This window comes from Streptomyces sp. NPDC015345 (assembly GCF_043078805.1).
In the GTDB taxonomy this organism is placed as follows: Bacteria; Actinomycetota; Actinomycetes; order Streptomycetales; family Streptomycetaceae; genus Streptomyces.
Window position 1 is genome coordinate 220,905 of sequence record NZ_JBIBTX010000006.1, and the last position, 14,812, is coordinate 235,716.

At 71.7% G+C, this 14,812-nt stretch carries 20 protein-coding genes; 13 read left to right on the plus strand and 7 right to left on the minus strand.

Annotation, left to right across the window (positions count from 1 at the left end):
- Nucleotides 1–28: 28 nt before the first annotated feature.
- The 3 genes from ACF062_RS25200 (at nucleotide 29) to ACF062_RS25210 (ending at nucleotide 1,867) form a co-directional block, all read left to right on the plus strand.
- Nucleotides 29–640: a GNAT family N-acetyltransferase gene (locus ACF062_RS25200; protein WP_392141436.1), complete on the plus strand. Its 612-nt coding sequence runs from the start codon at nucleotides 29–31 to the stop codon at nucleotides 638–640.
- 64 nt (nucleotides 641–704) lie between these two features.
- On the plus strand, nucleotides 705–1,493 hold the full coding sequence (locus ACF062_RS25205; RefSeq protein ID WP_392141438.1) for a class I SAM-dependent methyltransferase: 789 nt from the start codon (nucleotides 705–707) through the stop codon (nucleotides 1,491–1,493).
- A gap of 95 nt (nucleotides 1,494–1,588) precedes the next feature.
- Nucleotides 1,589–1,867: a hypothetical protein gene (locus ACF062_RS25210; RefSeq protein WP_392141440.1), complete on the plus strand. Its 279-nt coding sequence runs from the start codon at nucleotides 1,589–1,591 to the stop codon at nucleotides 1,865–1,867.
- A gap of 10 nt (nucleotides 1,868–1,877) precedes the next feature.
- Here ACF062_RS25210 and ACF062_RS25215 read toward each other — a convergent pair whose 3' ends face one another.
- Complete coding sequence (locus ACF062_RS25215) at nucleotides 1,878–2,744, minus strand: class I SAM-dependent methyltransferase (RefSeq protein WP_392141442.1); 867 nt, start codon at nucleotides 2,742–2,744, stop codon at nucleotides 1,878–1,880.
- A gap of 62 nt (nucleotides 2,745–2,806) precedes the next feature.
- Between ACF062_RS25215 and ACF062_RS25220 the strand changes: the two genes are divergently transcribed.
- Nucleotides 2,807–3,442, plus strand: coding sequence for a TetR/AcrR family transcriptional regulator (locus ACF062_RS25220; RefSeq protein ID WP_392141443.1), 636 nt, complete (start codon nucleotides 2,807–2,809; stop codon nucleotides 3,440–3,442).
- 57 nt (nucleotides 3,443–3,499) lie between these two features.
- Here ACF062_RS25220 and ACF062_RS25225 read toward each other — a convergent pair whose 3' ends face one another.
- The 4 genes from ACF062_RS25225 to ACF062_RS25240 form a co-directional block, all read right to left on the minus strand.
- Nucleotides 3,500–3,691, minus strand: a complete 192-nt coding sequence (locus ACF062_RS25225) for a hypothetical protein (protein WP_392141445.1) — start codon at nucleotides 3,689–3,691, stop codon at nucleotides 3,500–3,502.
- Nucleotides 3,692–4,011: 320 nt separating this feature from the next.
- On the minus strand, nucleotides 4,012–4,365 hold the full coding sequence (locus tag ACF062_RS25230) for a peptidoglycan-binding protein (RefSeq protein ID WP_392141447.1): 354 nt from the start codon (nucleotides 4,363–4,365) through the stop codon (nucleotides 4,012–4,014).
- 96 nt (nucleotides 4,366–4,461) lie between these two features.
- Nucleotides 4,462–4,929 (minus strand): hypothetical protein, encoded by a 468-nt coding sequence (locus tag ACF062_RS25235; RefSeq protein ID WP_392141449.1) that lies wholly within the window; start codon nucleotides 4,927–4,929, stop codon nucleotides 4,462–4,464.
- Between the two features lie 56 nt (nucleotides 4,930–4,985).
- The gene (locus ACF062_RS25240; RefSeq protein ID WP_392141450.1) at nucleotides 4,986–5,435 is read right to left on the minus strand and encodes a hypothetical protein; all 450 of its coding nucleotides are present in this window, start codon (nucleotides 5,433–5,435) and stop codon (nucleotides 4,986–4,988) included.
- 256 nt (nucleotides 5,436–5,691) lie between these two features.
- Between ACF062_RS25240 and ACF062_RS25245 the strand changes: the two genes are divergently transcribed.
- Both ACF062_RS25245 and ACF062_RS25250 read left to right on the plus strand, forming a co-directional pair.
- Nucleotides 5,692–6,693, plus strand: coding sequence for an RICIN domain-containing protein (locus tag ACF062_RS25245; protein WP_392141451.1), 1,002 nt, complete (start codon nucleotides 5,692–5,694; stop codon nucleotides 6,691–6,693).
- A 61-nt stretch (nucleotides 6,694–6,754) separates the two neighbouring features.
- Nucleotides 6,755–7,369, plus strand: coding sequence for a DinB family protein (locus tag ACF062_RS25250; RefSeq protein ID WP_392141453.1), 615 nt, complete (start codon nucleotides 6,755–6,757; stop codon nucleotides 7,367–7,369).
- A gap of 270 nt (nucleotides 7,370–7,639) precedes the next feature.
- Here the strand turns inward: ACF062_RS25250 and ACF062_RS25255 are convergent, their stop codons facing one another.
- On the minus strand, nucleotides 7,640–8,053 hold the full coding sequence (locus ACF062_RS25255) for an arsenate reductase ArsC (RefSeq protein ID WP_392141455.1): 414 nt from the start codon (nucleotides 8,051–8,053) through the stop codon (nucleotides 7,640–7,642).
- A 90-nt stretch (nucleotides 8,054–8,143) separates the two neighbouring features.
- Between ACF062_RS25255 and ACF062_RS25260 the strand changes: the two genes are divergently transcribed.
- Together ACF062_RS25260 and arsB are read left to right on the plus strand one after the other, a co-directional pair.
- Nucleotides 8,144–8,455, plus strand: a complete 312-nt coding sequence (locus tag ACF062_RS25260; protein ID WP_392141457.1) for an ArsR/SmtB family transcription factor — start codon at nucleotides 8,144–8,146, stop codon at nucleotides 8,453–8,455.
- On the plus strand, nucleotides 8,455–9,561 hold the full coding sequence (arsB, locus tag ACF062_RS25265) for an ACR3 family arsenite efflux transporter (protein ID WP_392141459.1): 1,107 nt from the start codon (nucleotides 8,455–8,457) through the stop codon (nucleotides 9,559–9,561). Before ACF062_RS25260 ends, arsB begins: the two co-directional genes overlap by 1 nt.
- 36 nt (nucleotides 9,562–9,597) lie before the next feature.
- Here the strand turns inward: arsB and ACF062_RS25270 are convergent, their stop codons facing one another.
- Nucleotides 9,598–9,945 carry an ArsR/SmtB family transcription factor gene (locus tag ACF062_RS25270; protein WP_392141461.1) on the minus strand — a complete coding sequence of 116 codons (348 nt, stop codon included), beginning with the start codon at nucleotides 9,943–9,945 and terminating at the stop codon, nucleotides 9,598–9,600.
- A gap of 164 nt (nucleotides 9,946–10,109) precedes the next feature.
- Here ACF062_RS25270 and ACF062_RS25275 point away from each other — a divergent pair, with 164 nt between their 5' ends.
- From ACF062_RS25275 to ACF062_RS25295, 5 genes are all read left to right on the plus strand, one after another.
- A complete protein-coding gene (locus ACF062_RS25275; RefSeq protein WP_392141463.1) occupies nucleotides 10,110–11,498 on the plus strand; it encodes an FAD-dependent oxidoreductase in 1,389 nt (462 codons plus the stop codon).
- 161 nt (nucleotides 11,499–11,659) lie between these two features.
- A complete protein-coding gene (locus ACF062_RS25280; protein ID WP_223778546.1) occupies nucleotides 11,660–11,905 on the plus strand; it encodes a chaplin in 246 nt (81 codons plus the stop codon).
- Nucleotides 11,906–12,065: 160 nt separating this feature from the next.
- Nucleotides 12,066–12,707, plus strand: coding sequence for an ArsR/SmtB family transcription factor (locus ACF062_RS25285; RefSeq protein WP_392141464.1), 642 nt, complete (start codon nucleotides 12,066–12,068; stop codon nucleotides 12,705–12,707).
- 8 nt (nucleotides 12,708–12,715) lie between these two features.
- Entirely contained in the window at nucleotides 12,716–14,035 is a 1,320-nt protein-coding gene (locus ACF062_RS25290; RefSeq protein WP_392142018.1) for an MFS transporter, read from the plus strand.
- Between the two features lie 159 nt (nucleotides 14,036–14,194).
- Nucleotides 14,195–14,803 carry a GNAT family N-acetyltransferase gene (locus ACF062_RS25295; protein WP_392141465.1) on the plus strand — a complete coding sequence of 203 codons (609 nt, stop codon included), beginning with the start codon at nucleotides 14,195–14,197 and terminating at the stop codon, nucleotides 14,801–14,803.
- The last annotated feature ends 9 nt before the right edge of the window (nucleotides 14,804–14,812 follow it).

The window sequence follows — 14,812 nt, forward strand, 5'->3', positions numbered from 1 at the left end:
GTGAGGCCGGCCGTGCCATCGTGGTGTCATGACCATCGAAGTCCGCCCGGCTTCGCGCTTCGAGGACGTCCGTGCCCTGCTCGGCCCGAAGTCGCCCGGCGCCAACGTGTGCTGGTGCCTCAGCTACCGGACTCCCTCCCGACTCAACAACGAACTCCGCGGTCCGGCCCGCGGCCGGTACGTCGCCGAACTGTGCCGCAAGGGGCCCGGGCCGGGGGTGCTCGCCTACGACGGCGACGAACCGGTGGGCTGGGCGGCCGTGGCACCGCGCTCCGACACCTCGTTCGCGCGCAGCCGTACGATTCCGCACGTCGACGACCTGCCGGTCTGGTCGCTGTGGTGCATCCGCGTACGGCCGGGCCACCGCAAGCAGGGCATCTCGCATGTCCTCATCGCCGGGGCGGTCGAGTTCGCGCGGTCCCAGGGAGCGCCCGCGATCGAGGCGTACCCCATTGACAACAGTGCTGACAACAGTGCCCGTGGCGGCGGTGGAGGCAGTGGCGGGGCCAAGGTGGACCTGACGATGGCGTACGCAGGAATCAGGAAGAACTTCGAACGGGCCGGATTCATCCACGCCGCCGACACGACCTCGGTCCTCGCCGGTCACCCCCGCGTCGTGATGCGCCTCGACCTGCGCTGACCGCGCCGCGCGGCCCCAACAGGCCCGACCCGGCCCCAACAGGCGACCCGGCTATCGTCATCGGATGTCTGAAGCCACCGAGAAGTTCGACACCGCCATGGCCAAGTGGCAGGAGTGGCAGGACGCCCCTTGGGGTCGTCTGCGCTACGCGATCGCCGAGGCGAACCTGCTCCGTCACCTGAGCGGCGACGGCCCTCCGTTGCGCATACTCGACCTGGCCGGCGGCGACGGCGGTGACGCCGTGCGTCTCGCCGCGCGCGGGCACCGCGTCACCGTCGTCGACCACGCCCCCGCCATGCTCGCCGCCGCGTCCGAACGGGCCGTGGCGGCGGGCCTGGCGGAGCTGATCACCTGCGTGCACGCCGACGTCACCGCTCTGCCGCCGGACCTCGCCGAGGGGGAGTTCGACGTGGTGCTGTGCCACAACCTCCTTCAGTACGTGGACGACGTGCCGGGCACTCTCGCCGCGGCTCTCGCTCCGTTGCGGCGCGGCGGTCTGTTCTCCGTCATGGCGATCAACCGGCACTCGGCCGCCCTGACCGCGGCCGTCCGCGAGATGGACCCCGCGGCCGCGCTGGCCGCGCTGGACACCGACCGGGCCCGTACGCAGACGTTCGACATGGCGCTGCGGCTCCACACGGCCGAGGAGATCACCCCCGTACTGCGGACCCTCGGCTGCGAGGACGTGCGGCACTACGGGATCCGCGGTTTCTGCGACTACATCACCGACGACGCACGGAAGTACGACCCCGCGTTCTACGCCCGGCTGGCGCAGCTCGAATTCGCCACGACCGACCGCCCGCCCTACATGCACACCGCCCGCCTCTTCCAGCTGACGGCGCGAAAAAGGTAAGCCGCCTGTCTCCCCAACACCCCTGCCATGCAATGTAGTTGGAATAATCGCGCAAGCATGGTGCGGTGTGGGGCGCGCTCTGGATACTGATGGGCATGCCGAACAAAGAGGAAGGGTGGCGGCCCCCGGGCTACAACGGGCCGGGATGGGAACCGCCCAAGGTTCCCCCCGGCGGCCCGGGCCGGGACGACAGGGGTGGCCCTGAGGGCCGGTCCCGCTGGAGCGTGCCGGGTGTGGTGGCGGTGGTCGCGGTCGTGATCTGGACCGTGCTGGCCTATCAGTGGACGGAACAGAACGACTGCGAGGTCCCGGAGTCGTACGGCCTGGTCCTCTCTCACGGGACCCCGGACCCCTGGGAGATGTGCGGCGACTAGCTCCCGCGCATCACGCCGGAGCCGGCCCGTCCACCCCGGCCGCGCTCCGCGACGCGGTGACGATCCAGACGGATCCGGGGATCCGTACACCGTCCGCCGTCTCGAACTCCGTGAGCGCGTCGCGTACTTCGGCGCGGACGCGGGTCACGGTCGTGGGGTCGGTGTCGCGCAGGTTGTGGCGCGTCGGGCCCATGGCGAAGAGGAAGTCGGTGGCGTCGTCCGCGTCGGAGCCGAAGGCCATGGGGGCCTCGGCGGGGGTCACGTCGATGTCGGCGAAACCGGCGGCGGCGAGCACGTCGCGGATGCGGGCGGGGTCGGAGAGCGACCCCATGCCTCGCGCCGCCGGGGAGGGTTCGCGCAGATGCGGTGAGAGCGCGGCGGTCGCCCGGGCGTACGCGCTGCCCGGGCCCCCTGGCCGGGGTGTGAGGAAGGCGAGCCGGCCGCCCGGTGCCAGCGCGGCCCTGAGGTGGGCGAAGGCCGCGACGAGGTCGGTGAAGAACATCACGCCGCCGCGGCTGATGACGACGTCGAACCCGCCCGCGGGAAAGGGGTGCACCTGGGCGTCACCCTGCTCGAAGGTGACGTTGTCCAGGCCTTCCGCGAGGGCGTCGCGGCGAGCGCGTGCCAGCATCGGCGCCGACAGGTCGCTGCCGACGACGCGTCCGGCGTGCGCCTGTCGGGCGGCGAGGCGCGTCGTCCGGCCGGTGCCGCAGCCGACGTCGAGGACCCGGTGTCCTGCCGTGATGCCCGCGGCGGCGAAGAGCGGTGCGTTGAACGCGTCCAGCATCGCGTCGTAGCGCTCCGGATGCTCGGCCCAGTGGGCGCCCTCCCAGCCGTTCCATGCCTCTGCTTGCTGACGGTTCGCGACGTTGTGCATGGCGTGCCCTCCCCGCGCTAGAGTCCATCTCTAGAGCTGAACTCTAGATATAGACTCCAGTCATGGGTGAAGGCAAGGGTTCGCGGGGCCACAGGGCCCTGGAGACGCGGCGGCGGATCATCGAGGCCGCCGGTGAACTGTTCGTCGAAAAGGGCTACGGCGCGACGAAGTTGCAGGAGATCGCCGACCGGGCGGGGGTGGCGGTGCAGACGATCTACTTCGTCTTCCGGAACAAGCCCTCCCTGCTCAAGGAACTCGTCGACGTCGCGATCGCCGGCGACGACGAGCCCGTGCCGACGATGGAGCGCCCGTGGTTCATGGAGGTCACGTCCGCGCCCACCGCCGAAGCCGCGCTGGCCGCACTGGTCGCCGGTGCCCGCGAGACCCTCGAACGCGTCGCGGCCATCACCGAGATGGTCCGCGCCGCGGTGGCGACCAACCCCGAGATCCGGGAGCTGTGGCAGGACCCGACGGACCCCCGGTACACGGTGATGTCGACCGCGGCGAAGTCCCTGACCGCGAAGCCGGGCGCCCGGCCTGTCGTCTCCACCGATGAGGCGGCGGACATCGTCTACGGCATCCTCAGCCCCGAGCTCTTCCTGGTCCTGACCCGCGACCGCGCCTGGTCACCGGCGAAGTGGGAGCGGTGGGCGTACGACACCCTTCACTCCCAACTGGTGGCCGGGACCAGGCCCTGACTCACGAGTCACGAGTCACGGGTTACGAGTCACGGGTTACGAGTCGCGAGTCACGGGTCAGGCCCGCACGCCGCCCGCGCACGGTCGTGCGCAACTCCCTTTCCCCGCCCGGCCCGACAAGTCCGGGCCGACCACATGCCCGAGCAGGCGCAGCGGCGCCGCCGTGATCCCGGCATGATCCACGGCCTGCGTGTAGATGTGGGCCATCTCCGGGTCCACGAGGCCGTGCACCGGTGGCAGGTGCGGCATCGAGGCGTGGAGCAGCGACTCCGTACGGCCCGTCGGCCGGGTGTCGCCGGGTGCCCCCTACGCGCCACGTCGGCCGGTGCCACTGGCGTGACGGGAGACACCGGTACGGCGCACGCGCGCAGCGCGTCAAGGCGCAGGAGCCGCGCGGCTCCGGGCAGTTCCTCGGCCACCGCCGCGCTCGCCGCGTCCACGACGGGAGGAACATCGGCTGGACGCCCTCGCCGCGCTCCGCGAGCAGCGGCACACACGGGGGCCGTGACCGGGCGGGGTTGCCCCCTGCCCTGGTCCCGGCCCCGTACCTGTACGGCTACGCGGATCACTCAGGGGTGCAGGGCGCCCCAGGTGGCGGCGTCGACGACGCCCGTGACGGGCAGGGCGAACTGCCGTTGCAGGTGCTCGACCGACGCCTTGGTGACCTCTTCGAAGACGCCGTTCATGGGGACGTTCACGTAGCGGTAGACCTCGTTGAGGATGCACTGGAGGTGGCGTACGGCCTCTCCCGTGCTGCCCATCTGGAGGGTGGTGTGTCCGCCCAGGTACATGCACAGGCGCCATTCGGCGGCCGCCGCGCGCTGCGGTGCGATGGCGGTGGCCGGGCCTGTGGCGGACATCGCCAGCGCGGCGGCGGCCACGGCCACCGCGGCGGCCGTACGGATCGTGCGTCCGTTCTTCATCGCGTCTCCTCCTCGCGCCCGTGGGCGCCTGCTGGGGCCGGCCCGGGCCGGCCGGGTCGGGTGGTGCGGCGGTGCGTGACGGGTCGGGGGCGGCTGTCAGTACCAGGGGCAGCGCGGCAGCCCGGCGACGGGGTGGGACATGGTGGAGGGGATCTTGACGACCTCCGCGGGGACGTTGCCCCAGCCCTTGATGCGGGGCAGCTCGCCCACCTGGTCGCCCTGGGTGTAGTACCAGACGTTGTTGCCCTGGGTGTCCCTCGGCCCGATGGTGTAGCAGGTGAACCAGGACGGCGTCAGGCGCAGCCACCCGGTGATCGGCGCGTCGAAGGAAGGCCTTCCGTACACGTCGGACGGAAGGTTGTCGCAGTACAGCGCCTTGGTGAACGCGTTGCCGATGGTGTCGCGCAGATCGAGGCCCTCCTGAAGGGAACAGGTGGCCCGCTCGCCGGCGCTCGCGGGAGCGGCCGACAACGGCAGACACAGCAGCGCGCCGACGGCCGCGGTGACGGCGGCCGCGCGGGGCGAGAGGCGCGGGATGCGCGGGAGGAACGGTCTCCTGTTCACGACGTACTCCTGATGGCTCGTCATGTGCCGGAAGAACAAGGAAGAAGGGCCGGGCGTCACGACCAAGGGCATTGCGTGAGACCGGGGAAGGGGTGCTGAGGGGCCTTGACCGCGACCGCGGGCATGTAGCCCCACGCCTTGACGGTGGGGGAGGACACGACCTGATCGCCCTGGGTGTAGTACCAGATGTTGTTGCCCATGTAGTCGGAGCCCTCCTTCCAGCACACGAACCAGCGCGGACTGAAGAGCATCTTGCCCACCACCGGGCTGGTCGAGCGTGACTGGATGCGCACCGAGCCGGGGGTGAGATCGCACCACATGTCCCCGGTGAAGTTCATCCCCGTCCAGTCCACGTGCGGCTCGCTGGGACGCAGCCAGCACGCCGGATCCGCGGTCGTCGCCGCCGAGGCGGGCGCGGTGAGCGCCCCGCACACCAGCACGGCGGCGGCCAGTGGGCCCACTGCCTCGCGAAGCCGACGCAGCCGGCCCCTGGGTCTTCCACTCATGGCGCGTACACCCCTCGTCTCGGTCGACCGATCCGTACGTCTCTGGCGGTACGGGGCCGATGGTGACCGCGCGGACTGACGTACCGCTGACAAATGAGTTCCGAGTCCGAGCCCCGCTGCGGCCGTCCCTTCGCGGGCAGCTGAATGTCAGGCTCACGTCAGTCCGTCGTGCGAGGCTCCGCTCGCTCCGCCGACATCCGGTACGTCCGGGCTCACCGGTACGCCCGGCTCACAGGCCCACCCGAGGGGACGGCTCATGCGAAGACCAGGCCACAGACGTCCGCGCTCCCGCTCCGCCGCACTGCTCGCCGCCGTCGCCCTTCTCCTCGCTCTGGTGGGCGCGCAGGGCATGGCGAGCGCGGCATCGACCGCGGCGCAGGACATCAACATCGTCTCCACTCACAGCGGCATGTGCCTCGAAGTCGGTACCGCCACCGAGGGCGAGGTGATCACGCAGCGCCGTTGCGCGGGCCGCAAGAACGCGCTGTGGACGCTGAAGTCATCACCCCTGGGCGGTGGTTCGTACCAGATCGTCAATGTCTACAGCGGCAAGTGCATGGCGGTGGAGAACTCCAGCCCCGCCGCCGGCGCCCTCGTACGGCAGCAGACCTGCGGCAGCCAGCCCGGCGCGAGCTTCGTCTTCACCGAGACCGACGGCGGTGTCTGGCTCCAGCCCAAGACCGTCACTCCGTCCCCGCAGTGCCTGGAGGTCACCGAATCCTCCACCGCCGACGGGGCACGGCTGCGGCAGTGGGGCTGTGACCGCCAGCCCGGTGCCGTCTTCACCCAGGAGCGGTACCAGGGCCCGCCGCTCGGCTGGGCGAAGATCCGCCCGGCGAGCGCGCCTTCGCTGTGCGTCACCGAAGGCCGCGACCGCAAGGGCCTCTACCCCAGCGCCGTCGCCGTGCAGCGCGCGTGTGCCCAGGCGGTCCCGCCGCGCACCTACCTCGAAGAGGTCGGCGCAGGCCGCTACCGCATCCAGTGGCATCACCCCGAATTCGGCATCGGCTGTCTGACCGTCATGAACGGCGGCCCGGTCCCCGGCATGCTCGAACCGTGGGACGCCTGTGCCTCGGCCGGCGTGTTCCTGGTCGAGCCGGTCGAGACCCCGGCGCCGGGCGGCTTCCGCATCCGGGAGGCGGCGACGGGCCAGTGTCTGGGCATGGTGGGCGGCGGCACGGCGGAGGGTGTCGAGCTCATGCGCCAGTCGTGTACGTCGTCGGCGTTGTCCCAGGAGTTCTTCATCGACCCGGAGTGACGGAGCAGGACGCCGAATGAGGCCTTGAGCCCGCAGGCGGCGGGTGACAGGGTCGGGCCTCATGATCGATGATTTCGCGAAAGAGTACTTGCACAGCGATCTGCGACAGATGCGCGAGGCGATGCTCTGGAAGGTCGACGGGCTCGGTGAGTACGACATCCGCCGCCCCCTGACCGTGACGGGGACCAACCTTCTCGGCCTCGTCAAGCATCTGTCCGTCTGGGAGTCCAGATACTTCGGCGAGGTCTTCGACCGCCCGTTCCCCGAACCGCTGCCCCGCTGGGACGACGTCGGGGAACGCGGCGCCGACCTGTGGGCGACCGAACATGAGACGCGGGAGGAGGTCATAGGCCGCTACCGCCGCGTATGGGAGCACTCGGACGCGACGATCGCCGCGCTGACCCTCGACTCTCCCGGCTTCGTGCCCTGGTGGCCGCGTCCCGACGTGCAGCTGTTCAACGTCCTGGTCCACATGCTCACCGAGACGGGCAGGCACGTCGGACACGCGGACATCCTGCGCGAACAGCTCGACGGCTCGACGGGGACGGCCGCCGAATACGCCGCTCCGCCGCACGACGCGGCCTTCTGGGAAGCCCACTGCGCGAGGATCGAGCGCGCGGCGACAGCGGCGGCGGCCACGTCCGGCGGCCGAGGGGACGCGGCGCCGACGCCGTAAGCTCCACCGGGCGCATCGGCGTCGGCTTCGGTCTCATCGCGGTGGCACCCGTGCTGCCCAAGGTCGTGCCGAGCGTCCCGCTCGAACGGGGTGTCGGCCGGAGGGCGGCTGTCGCCGCCATGGCCCTGGGTGCGGCCGCCGGTACCGCCCCGACCATGGCGGTTGCTCGCGCGGTGGTCTGAGAACACGACCCCGCGCCCGCGACTTGCCCTTCGGGTCGGGCAAACCTCGTGGGAGACCGGGCGGCCGGGCGGTACGAGCGCGTCCCGTTCAGGCCTTCCGCTCGGGCGCGATCTCCGCGATCAGTCCCTCGACCAGGGCCTTGATCTCGTCGCGGATGGGACGCACGGCGGCGACGCCCTGGCCCGCGGGGTCTTCGAGCTGCCAGTCGAGGTAGCGCTTGCCGGGGAAGACGGGGCAGGTGTCGCCGCAGCCCATCGTGACGCAGACGTCCGACTCCTCGACCGCGTCGACGGTGAGGATCTTCGGTGTCTCGGCGGAGATGTCGATGCCCACCTCACGCATGGCCTCCACCGCCGCCGGGTTCACACGCTGCCCGGGATCCGATCCCGCCGAGCGGACCTCCACGCGGTCGCCCGCGAGGTGGGCCAGCCAGGCGGCGGCCATCTGGGAGCGGCCGGCGTTGTGGACGCAGACGAACAGGACGGAGGGCTTCTGGGGCATCTGAGGTCTCTCTTGTCTTGTGCTTGTACCTGGTGCCTTGTTGCTTGTACCTGGTCGCATCATCGGCCGCTGATGTGACAATATCAGCCCATGATGACGTCAGCCGACACTGAACTGATCAGGGTCCTCGCCGACCCGCTCAGGCTCCAGATCGTGACCCTGCTCGCCCGCGAGACCCTGTGCACCACCCACCTCGTGGAGGAGACGGGCGCCCGGCAGACGAACCTCTCCAACCATCTGCGCGTCCTGCGCGAGGCCGGGGTGGTGGAGACGGAGCCCTGCGGCCGCTTCACCTACTACAAGCTGCGGCCCGAGGTCATCGAGGCGCTCGCGGCCTCGTTCGGTGAACTCGCGGAGGCCGCGCGCACCACCGTCGAGACCGACCGAAAGCGGGTCTGCTGATGACCGCCACCGGCCCCGGCACCACATCACCGCCCGAGGGTGGCGCGGACGTCTCGGTCGTCGCCAAGCTCTCCGCCCTCGACCGCTACCTCGCGGTGTGGATCCTCCTCGCGATGGCCGTGGGCATCGGCCTCGGACGCCTCGTCCCCGGGCTCGGCGGCACCCTCGCCAAGGCCGAGATCGGCGGCATCTCGCTGCCCATCGCCATCGGCCTGCTGGTCATGATGTATCCGGTCCTCGCCAAGGTCCGCTACGACAAGCTCGATGCCGTGACCGGCGACCGCAGACTCATGGTGTCGTCGCTGTTCGTCAACTGGATCGTCGGCCCGGCCGTGATGTTCGCGCTGGCCTGGACCTTCCTGCCCGACCTGCCCGAGTACCGCACCGGCCTCATCATCGTCGGCCTGGCCCGCTGCATCGCCATGGTCATCATCTGGAACGACCTGGCGTGCGGCGACCGCGAGGCGGCCGCCGTGCTCGTGGCCCTCAACTCCGTCTTCCAGGTGGTCGCGTTCGGCCTCCTCGGCTGGTTCTACCTCGACCTGCTGCCGAAGTGGCTCGGCCTCGGCGACGGGGACCACCTGGACATCTCCATGTGGAAGATCGCCCTGAACGTCGTCATCTTCCTCGGCGTCCCGCTCCTCGCCGGATTCCTCACCCGCCGCCTCGGCGAGAAGAGGCTCGGCCGCGAGACGTACGAGTCCGGCTTCCTCCCGAGGATCGGCCCCTGGGCGCTCTACGGACTGCTCTTCACGATCGTGATCCTCTTCGCCCTGCAAGGCGGGACCATCACCTCGCAGCCCCTGGACGTGGCCCGCATCGCGCTGCCGCTCCTGGTGTACTTCGCCGTCATGTTCTTCGGCACCTTCCTGCTCGGCAAGGCGCTCGGCCTCGCCTACGACCGCACGGCGACGCTCGCGTTCACCGCGGCGGGCAACAACTTCGAACTCGCCATCGCCGTCGCCATCGCCACCTTCGGTGTGACCTCCGGCCAGGCTCTGTCCGGTGTCGTCGGACCGCTCATCGAGGTCCCGGTCCTCATCGGGCTCGTGTACGTGTCGCTGGCCTGGCGCGAGAAATTCGCCGCGGCCGGGCGCGCGATGTGATGCCGTACGGGATGGGGGTGGCCCGCACCGGCACCGTCACGCGCCGACGCGCCCCAGGATGTGCCCCATCGCCGCGAGCACGGACGGCTCGACGCGGTAGTACACCCACGTCCCGCGCCGCTCGGAGGTGAGCAGTCCGGCCTCCTTCAGCTTCTTCAGGTGGTGGGAGACGGTCGGCTGGGAGACCCCGACGTCAGAGATGTCGCACACGCACGCCTCGCCGCCCTCGTGCGAGGCGACCAGCGAGAACAGTCTCAGCCGGACCGGGTCGCCGAGCGCCTTGAACATCGCGGCCGTCCGCACCGCCTCCTCGGCGGTGAGAGGGCGCTCCGTCAGGGGCGGGCAGCAGGGCTCGGCATGCTCGACAGACTCGGTATTCGGCATGTGTCTATGTTGACGCATGTCGAATCAACAGGCCAACACGGTCGATGGGTCGATGGGTCGATGGAACCGCTTGAATTGATACCTGTCTATGTTGACGCTTGTCGAAGCAGGTGTCATGCTGGCCGCACGAGACATCGACAGACGTCGAATCAAAGGGGAGCACCGTGAACGCGTCCAGCGCCGTCCTGCCCGTCGTGGTCATCGGAGCCGGCCCCATCGGCCTCGCCGCGGCCGCCCACCTCGTCGGGCGGGGCATCCAACCCCTGGTACTCGAAGCTGGCGACAGCGCGGGCAGCGCCGTGCGCGAGTGGTCGCACGTACGCCTCTTCTCCCCGTGGGCCGAGGTCGTCGACCCGGCCGCCGAGAAGCTCCTCGCCCCCACCGGCTGGGTGCGGCCCGACGGCGCCACCTACCCCACCGGCGGCGACTGGGCGCGGAAGTACCTGGTGCCGCTGGCCGACGTGCTGGGTGACAGCGTCCGCTTCGGGGTCACGGTGACCGGGGTCTCCCGCCGGGGCCGCGACCGTGTCGTCGACGCCGACCGCGAACGGCAGCCCTTCACCGTGTACGTCCGCGACAGCGACGGCGGCGAGCGGCGCGTCGTCGCCCGCGCCGTCATCGACGCCTCCGGCACCTGGATGGCCCCCGGCCCGCTCGGCGGCGACGGCCTGCCCGCGCTCGGCGAACGAGCCGCCTCGGACCGCATCTCGTACCGCGTGCCCGACCTCGGGGACGCGGCCGTCCGCGCCCGGTACGCGGGCAGGCGTACGGCGGTCATCGGCTCCGGAGCCTCCGCGTTCACCGCGCTCGCCCTCCTGGCCGGCCTCGCCGAGGAGGTGCCGGGCACCCACGCGGTGTGGGTGCTGCGGCGAGGCATCAGCGGCTCCACCTTCGGCGGTGGTGCGGCCGACCAGCTCCCGGCCCGCGGTGCCCTGGGTCTCGCGGCGAAGGCGGCCGTGGACGACGGCCATGCCGACGCCGTCACCGGCTTCCGCACCGGCGCCGTGGACAGGAGCGGCGAACGGCTGGTGCTGACCGCCGAGGACGGCCGCCGCCTCGACCCGGTCGACGAGGTCATCGTCCTGACCGGCTTCCGCCCCGACCTCTCCTTCCTCGGCGAACTCCGGCTCGGCCTCGACGAACGCCTCCAGGCGCCCGTCGGGCTCGCCCCGCTGATCGACCCCAACCAGCACTCGTGCGGCACCGTCTACCCGCACGGGGCCAAGGAGTTGGCCCACCCGGAGAAGGGCGTCTACCTGGTCGGCATGAAGAGTTACGGCCGCGCCCCGACGTTCCTCGCGATGACCGGCTACGAGCAGGTCCGCTCCATCGCCGCGGCCCTCGCGGGAGACCACGAGGCCGCCGGGCGCGTGGAGTTGACCCTCCCCGAGACGGGAGTCTGCGGCGGATCGGGCCTCTTCGACGAACCGGCCGACACCGGCGATGGCGACAGCACCGGCATCGACACCGGCGACGCGTCCGGCGGCTGCTGCGGGACCCCGTCGACGCTCCGGATCGGCGCGGCCGCGCCCGCGTCTTCCGGCGGCTGCTGAGCGGAGGTGAGCGGCGGCCCCTCGCCCCGGCCGACTCGGCCCGCAGGCCGCCGGGGCCGGGCCTCCTCATGTCACCCGAACGGCCCTGAGCGGTCGCGAGAAGGGGCGGCGGGCTATCTGCTGGAGAGCGATCGCTTTTCCTACACCGAGGAGATCACTCCATGCGTGTCCGTACTCTCAGCGCCGCTGTCCTGCTCGCCGCCAGTGCCGTGGTCGGCGGCGCGGGTCAGGCTCTCGCCGACGGCGACGACCCCTCCGCCGTGGGGCATGTCCACGACAGCCCCGGCGTCCTGTCCGGCAACGCCGTTCAGGTGCCGGTCGAAGTCGATGCCAATGTCTGCGGCAACACCATCGACATCATCGGGCTCCTCAACCCCGCGAGCGACAACAAGTGCAAGAACCACTGACACGAACCACTGAACGGACGGCTGCGGCCCGGCCCCGGGGAAGTCCCCGGGGCCGGGCCCCGGTCTTTCACCGCCCCCGCCCGGATCGTCGCCCCGATCCTCCAAAAGAAATTTTGCAAAAGTTCTTTTGGAGAACCGTGTTCCGCCCTACGCTCCCGGCATGGTCAGCGAAGAGAAGAGGCGCCGCCTCGACCCCGAGAGCGACGCGTCGGCCCTGAAAGCCCTCACCCACCCCCTGCGCATCCGGCTGCTCGGCCTGCTGCGCTCGGACGGCCCCGCCACCGCCAGCGAACTGGCGGCAGTCACGGGGGAGTCGTCCGCCTCCACCAGCTACCACCTGCGGGTCCTCGCCAAGTACGCGTTCGTCGCCGAGGCCGAGCAGCGCGACGGCAGGGAGCGTCGCTGGCGGGCCGTGCACGAGGTCACCTCCTGGAGCAACGAGGCGATGGAGGCCTCGCCGGGCAGCCGTGACTTCGTCGGCACGATGCGCCGACGTCAGATCCAGCACCTCGGGGAGGCCTTGACGCGGCACGAGCAGGACATGGAAGCGGGACGGCTGTCCCCGCAGTGGGTGGAGCCCTCCGGCATCAGCGACATGCTGCCCCGTCTCACCCCCGACTCGCTCGCGGAGCTGTGGCGGACGTTCGAGGACAAGCTCGCGGAGCTGACTACGCGCGACGCGTCGGACCCACGAGCCGCCCGGACGGTGGTCTTCACGGCCGGCCTGCCCCTGGCGTCACGCCCGACGGCGGAGGACCCCCCGGCAGCCGGGGATGGACCGCACACCGCGGGGCCCGCGTGACGAAGCCCATGGACATAGCCGCCGCGCGCCGCCGCTACGTCATGATCTGCGCCCTCTTCTGGCTGCCGCTGGGGCTGGCCATCGCCCCGCAGTTGCTGCTCTTCGCCGAGCGCGGCATGACCCTCGCCGCCATCGCGGGCTTCTTCGCCGCACACTCCCTGACGGCGGCCCTCCTCGAACTGCCCACCGGAGGGCTGTCCGACGTCCTCGGCCGCCGCGCGGTCCTCGTGGCCGCCGGGCTCACGGACCTGGCCGCCTTCGCCCTCCTGGGGCTCGGCACCGACGCCTGGGTGTTCGTACTCGGTATGGCGCTGAAGGGCGCGGGGCGGGCCTTGTCCAGCGGGCCCGCCGAGGCCTGGTACGTCGACACCGTCCACGCCGCCGCGGGGCCCGACGCCGAGCTGCGGAGCGGGCTGGCCCGCGGGGGTTCGGCCACCTCGGCGGTGCTCGCCGTCGGCACCCTCGTCGGCGGCGCCCTGCCCTGGCTGCTCGGGCTCGGCCCCGACCTCGGCGCGTGGCTGAGCCGGGCCACCTCCGGTGTGGTCCTGCCGCTCTCCGTCCCGGTGCTGCTGGCCGCCGCCGTCGACATCGTCTTCGTGCTGTACGTCCTGACCGCCCTGCCCGAACCGCCGCGGACACCGGTCGGCCCGCGCGCGGTCCTCCGGGGCGTCCCGGCCACCATCGTCTCCGGAGTGCGCCTGGCTGGCGGCGACGCGCTGGTGCGGCGCGTACTGCTCGGCGTGGCGGCCACCGGCGCCGCCTTCGCCGCCGTCGAACTGCTCACGCCGGGCCGGGTCGCGGACCTGGCCGGTGACCCCGAGGCGGGCGCGGTGCTCTTCGCCGGCCTGGCCTGCGTCGGCTACGTCTGCTCGGCGCTCGGCAGCCACCTCGCGCCGCTCACCGCCCGCCTCACGGGTGGCAGCGGACGCGCGGTCCTGGCCGGCCTGGGCGCGGGGGCGGGCGGACTGCTGCTCCTCGCGGCCACGGCGAGCGCGGCGGGCCCGGTGCCCGTGGCCCTCGGCGCCGCCGGTTTCGCCCTGGTCCACCTCGGCCTCGGCGCGGCGGGGCCCAACGAGAACGACCTGCTGCACCGCCGCGTGACCTCGGCCGGGCGCGCCACCGCCCTGTCGGTCCAGTCGCTCGCGCTGCAACTGGCGTGCGCCCTCGCCGCCCCGGCCGTCGGAGCCCTCCCGGCCGGCCCACTGCCCTGGCTGGTCGGCGGAGTCGCACTGACCGCGGGCACCCTGCTGTGGACACGCCCCGTACCCGCGCCACGCGCCGCCTCGGAGGCCGCCCTGCCGGAGCCGGTTCGGCCCGGCGCGGCATGAACGACGTACGCGGCATGAACGACGTACGCGGCATGAACGACGGACGTGTGAAGGACGCACAAGGCCTTGAACTTCCCGGGCAGACAGCCTCGTTGCCGCGTCCGGCAGAGGGGGGACCCCGCTTCGGCGTCGAAGATCACCGGGTGCAGAATGACCCGTATGCCTATATCGCACACGCCGAAGACGGCGACGCTCGACGATGCCCCCCTGGTCGGCGCCACCCTGGCCCGCGCCTTTGACGACGACCCGATGATGCGCTGGTTCTTCCCCGACGAGGCCACGCGGGAAGCGTCCCTGGGCCGCTACTTCGGCACGATCTTCACCCGCCAGTACGTGCTGCACGGCGTGTGCCAACGGACCGAGGCCGCCGTCGCGTTCTGGGTGCCCGCAGAGGCGCAGGAGAAGGCCGTCCCCGACCAGGGGACCATCCAGGAGCTCACGAACCTCCTCGGCGACCGGGCGGAACTGTTCGGGGGCGCCGTCGAGATGGCGGCCAAGCACACGCCCCAGGAGCCGCACTGGTCCCTGGCGCTCATCGGAGCCGACCCGGCCGCGCAGGGCCAGGGGCAGGGCGCCGCCCTGCTGCGCTCCGGCCTCGCCCAGGCCGACGCGGCGGGCATGCCCGTCCACTTGGAGTCCTCCAAGCCGGAGAACCTCCCCGTCTACGAGCACTTCGGCTTCACCGTGCGCGACGAGCTGCGGCTGCCGGGCGGCGGACCGCAGCTGTGGACGATGTGGCGCGAGCCGCGCCGCCAGGCCGACGCCTAGCCACTGCTG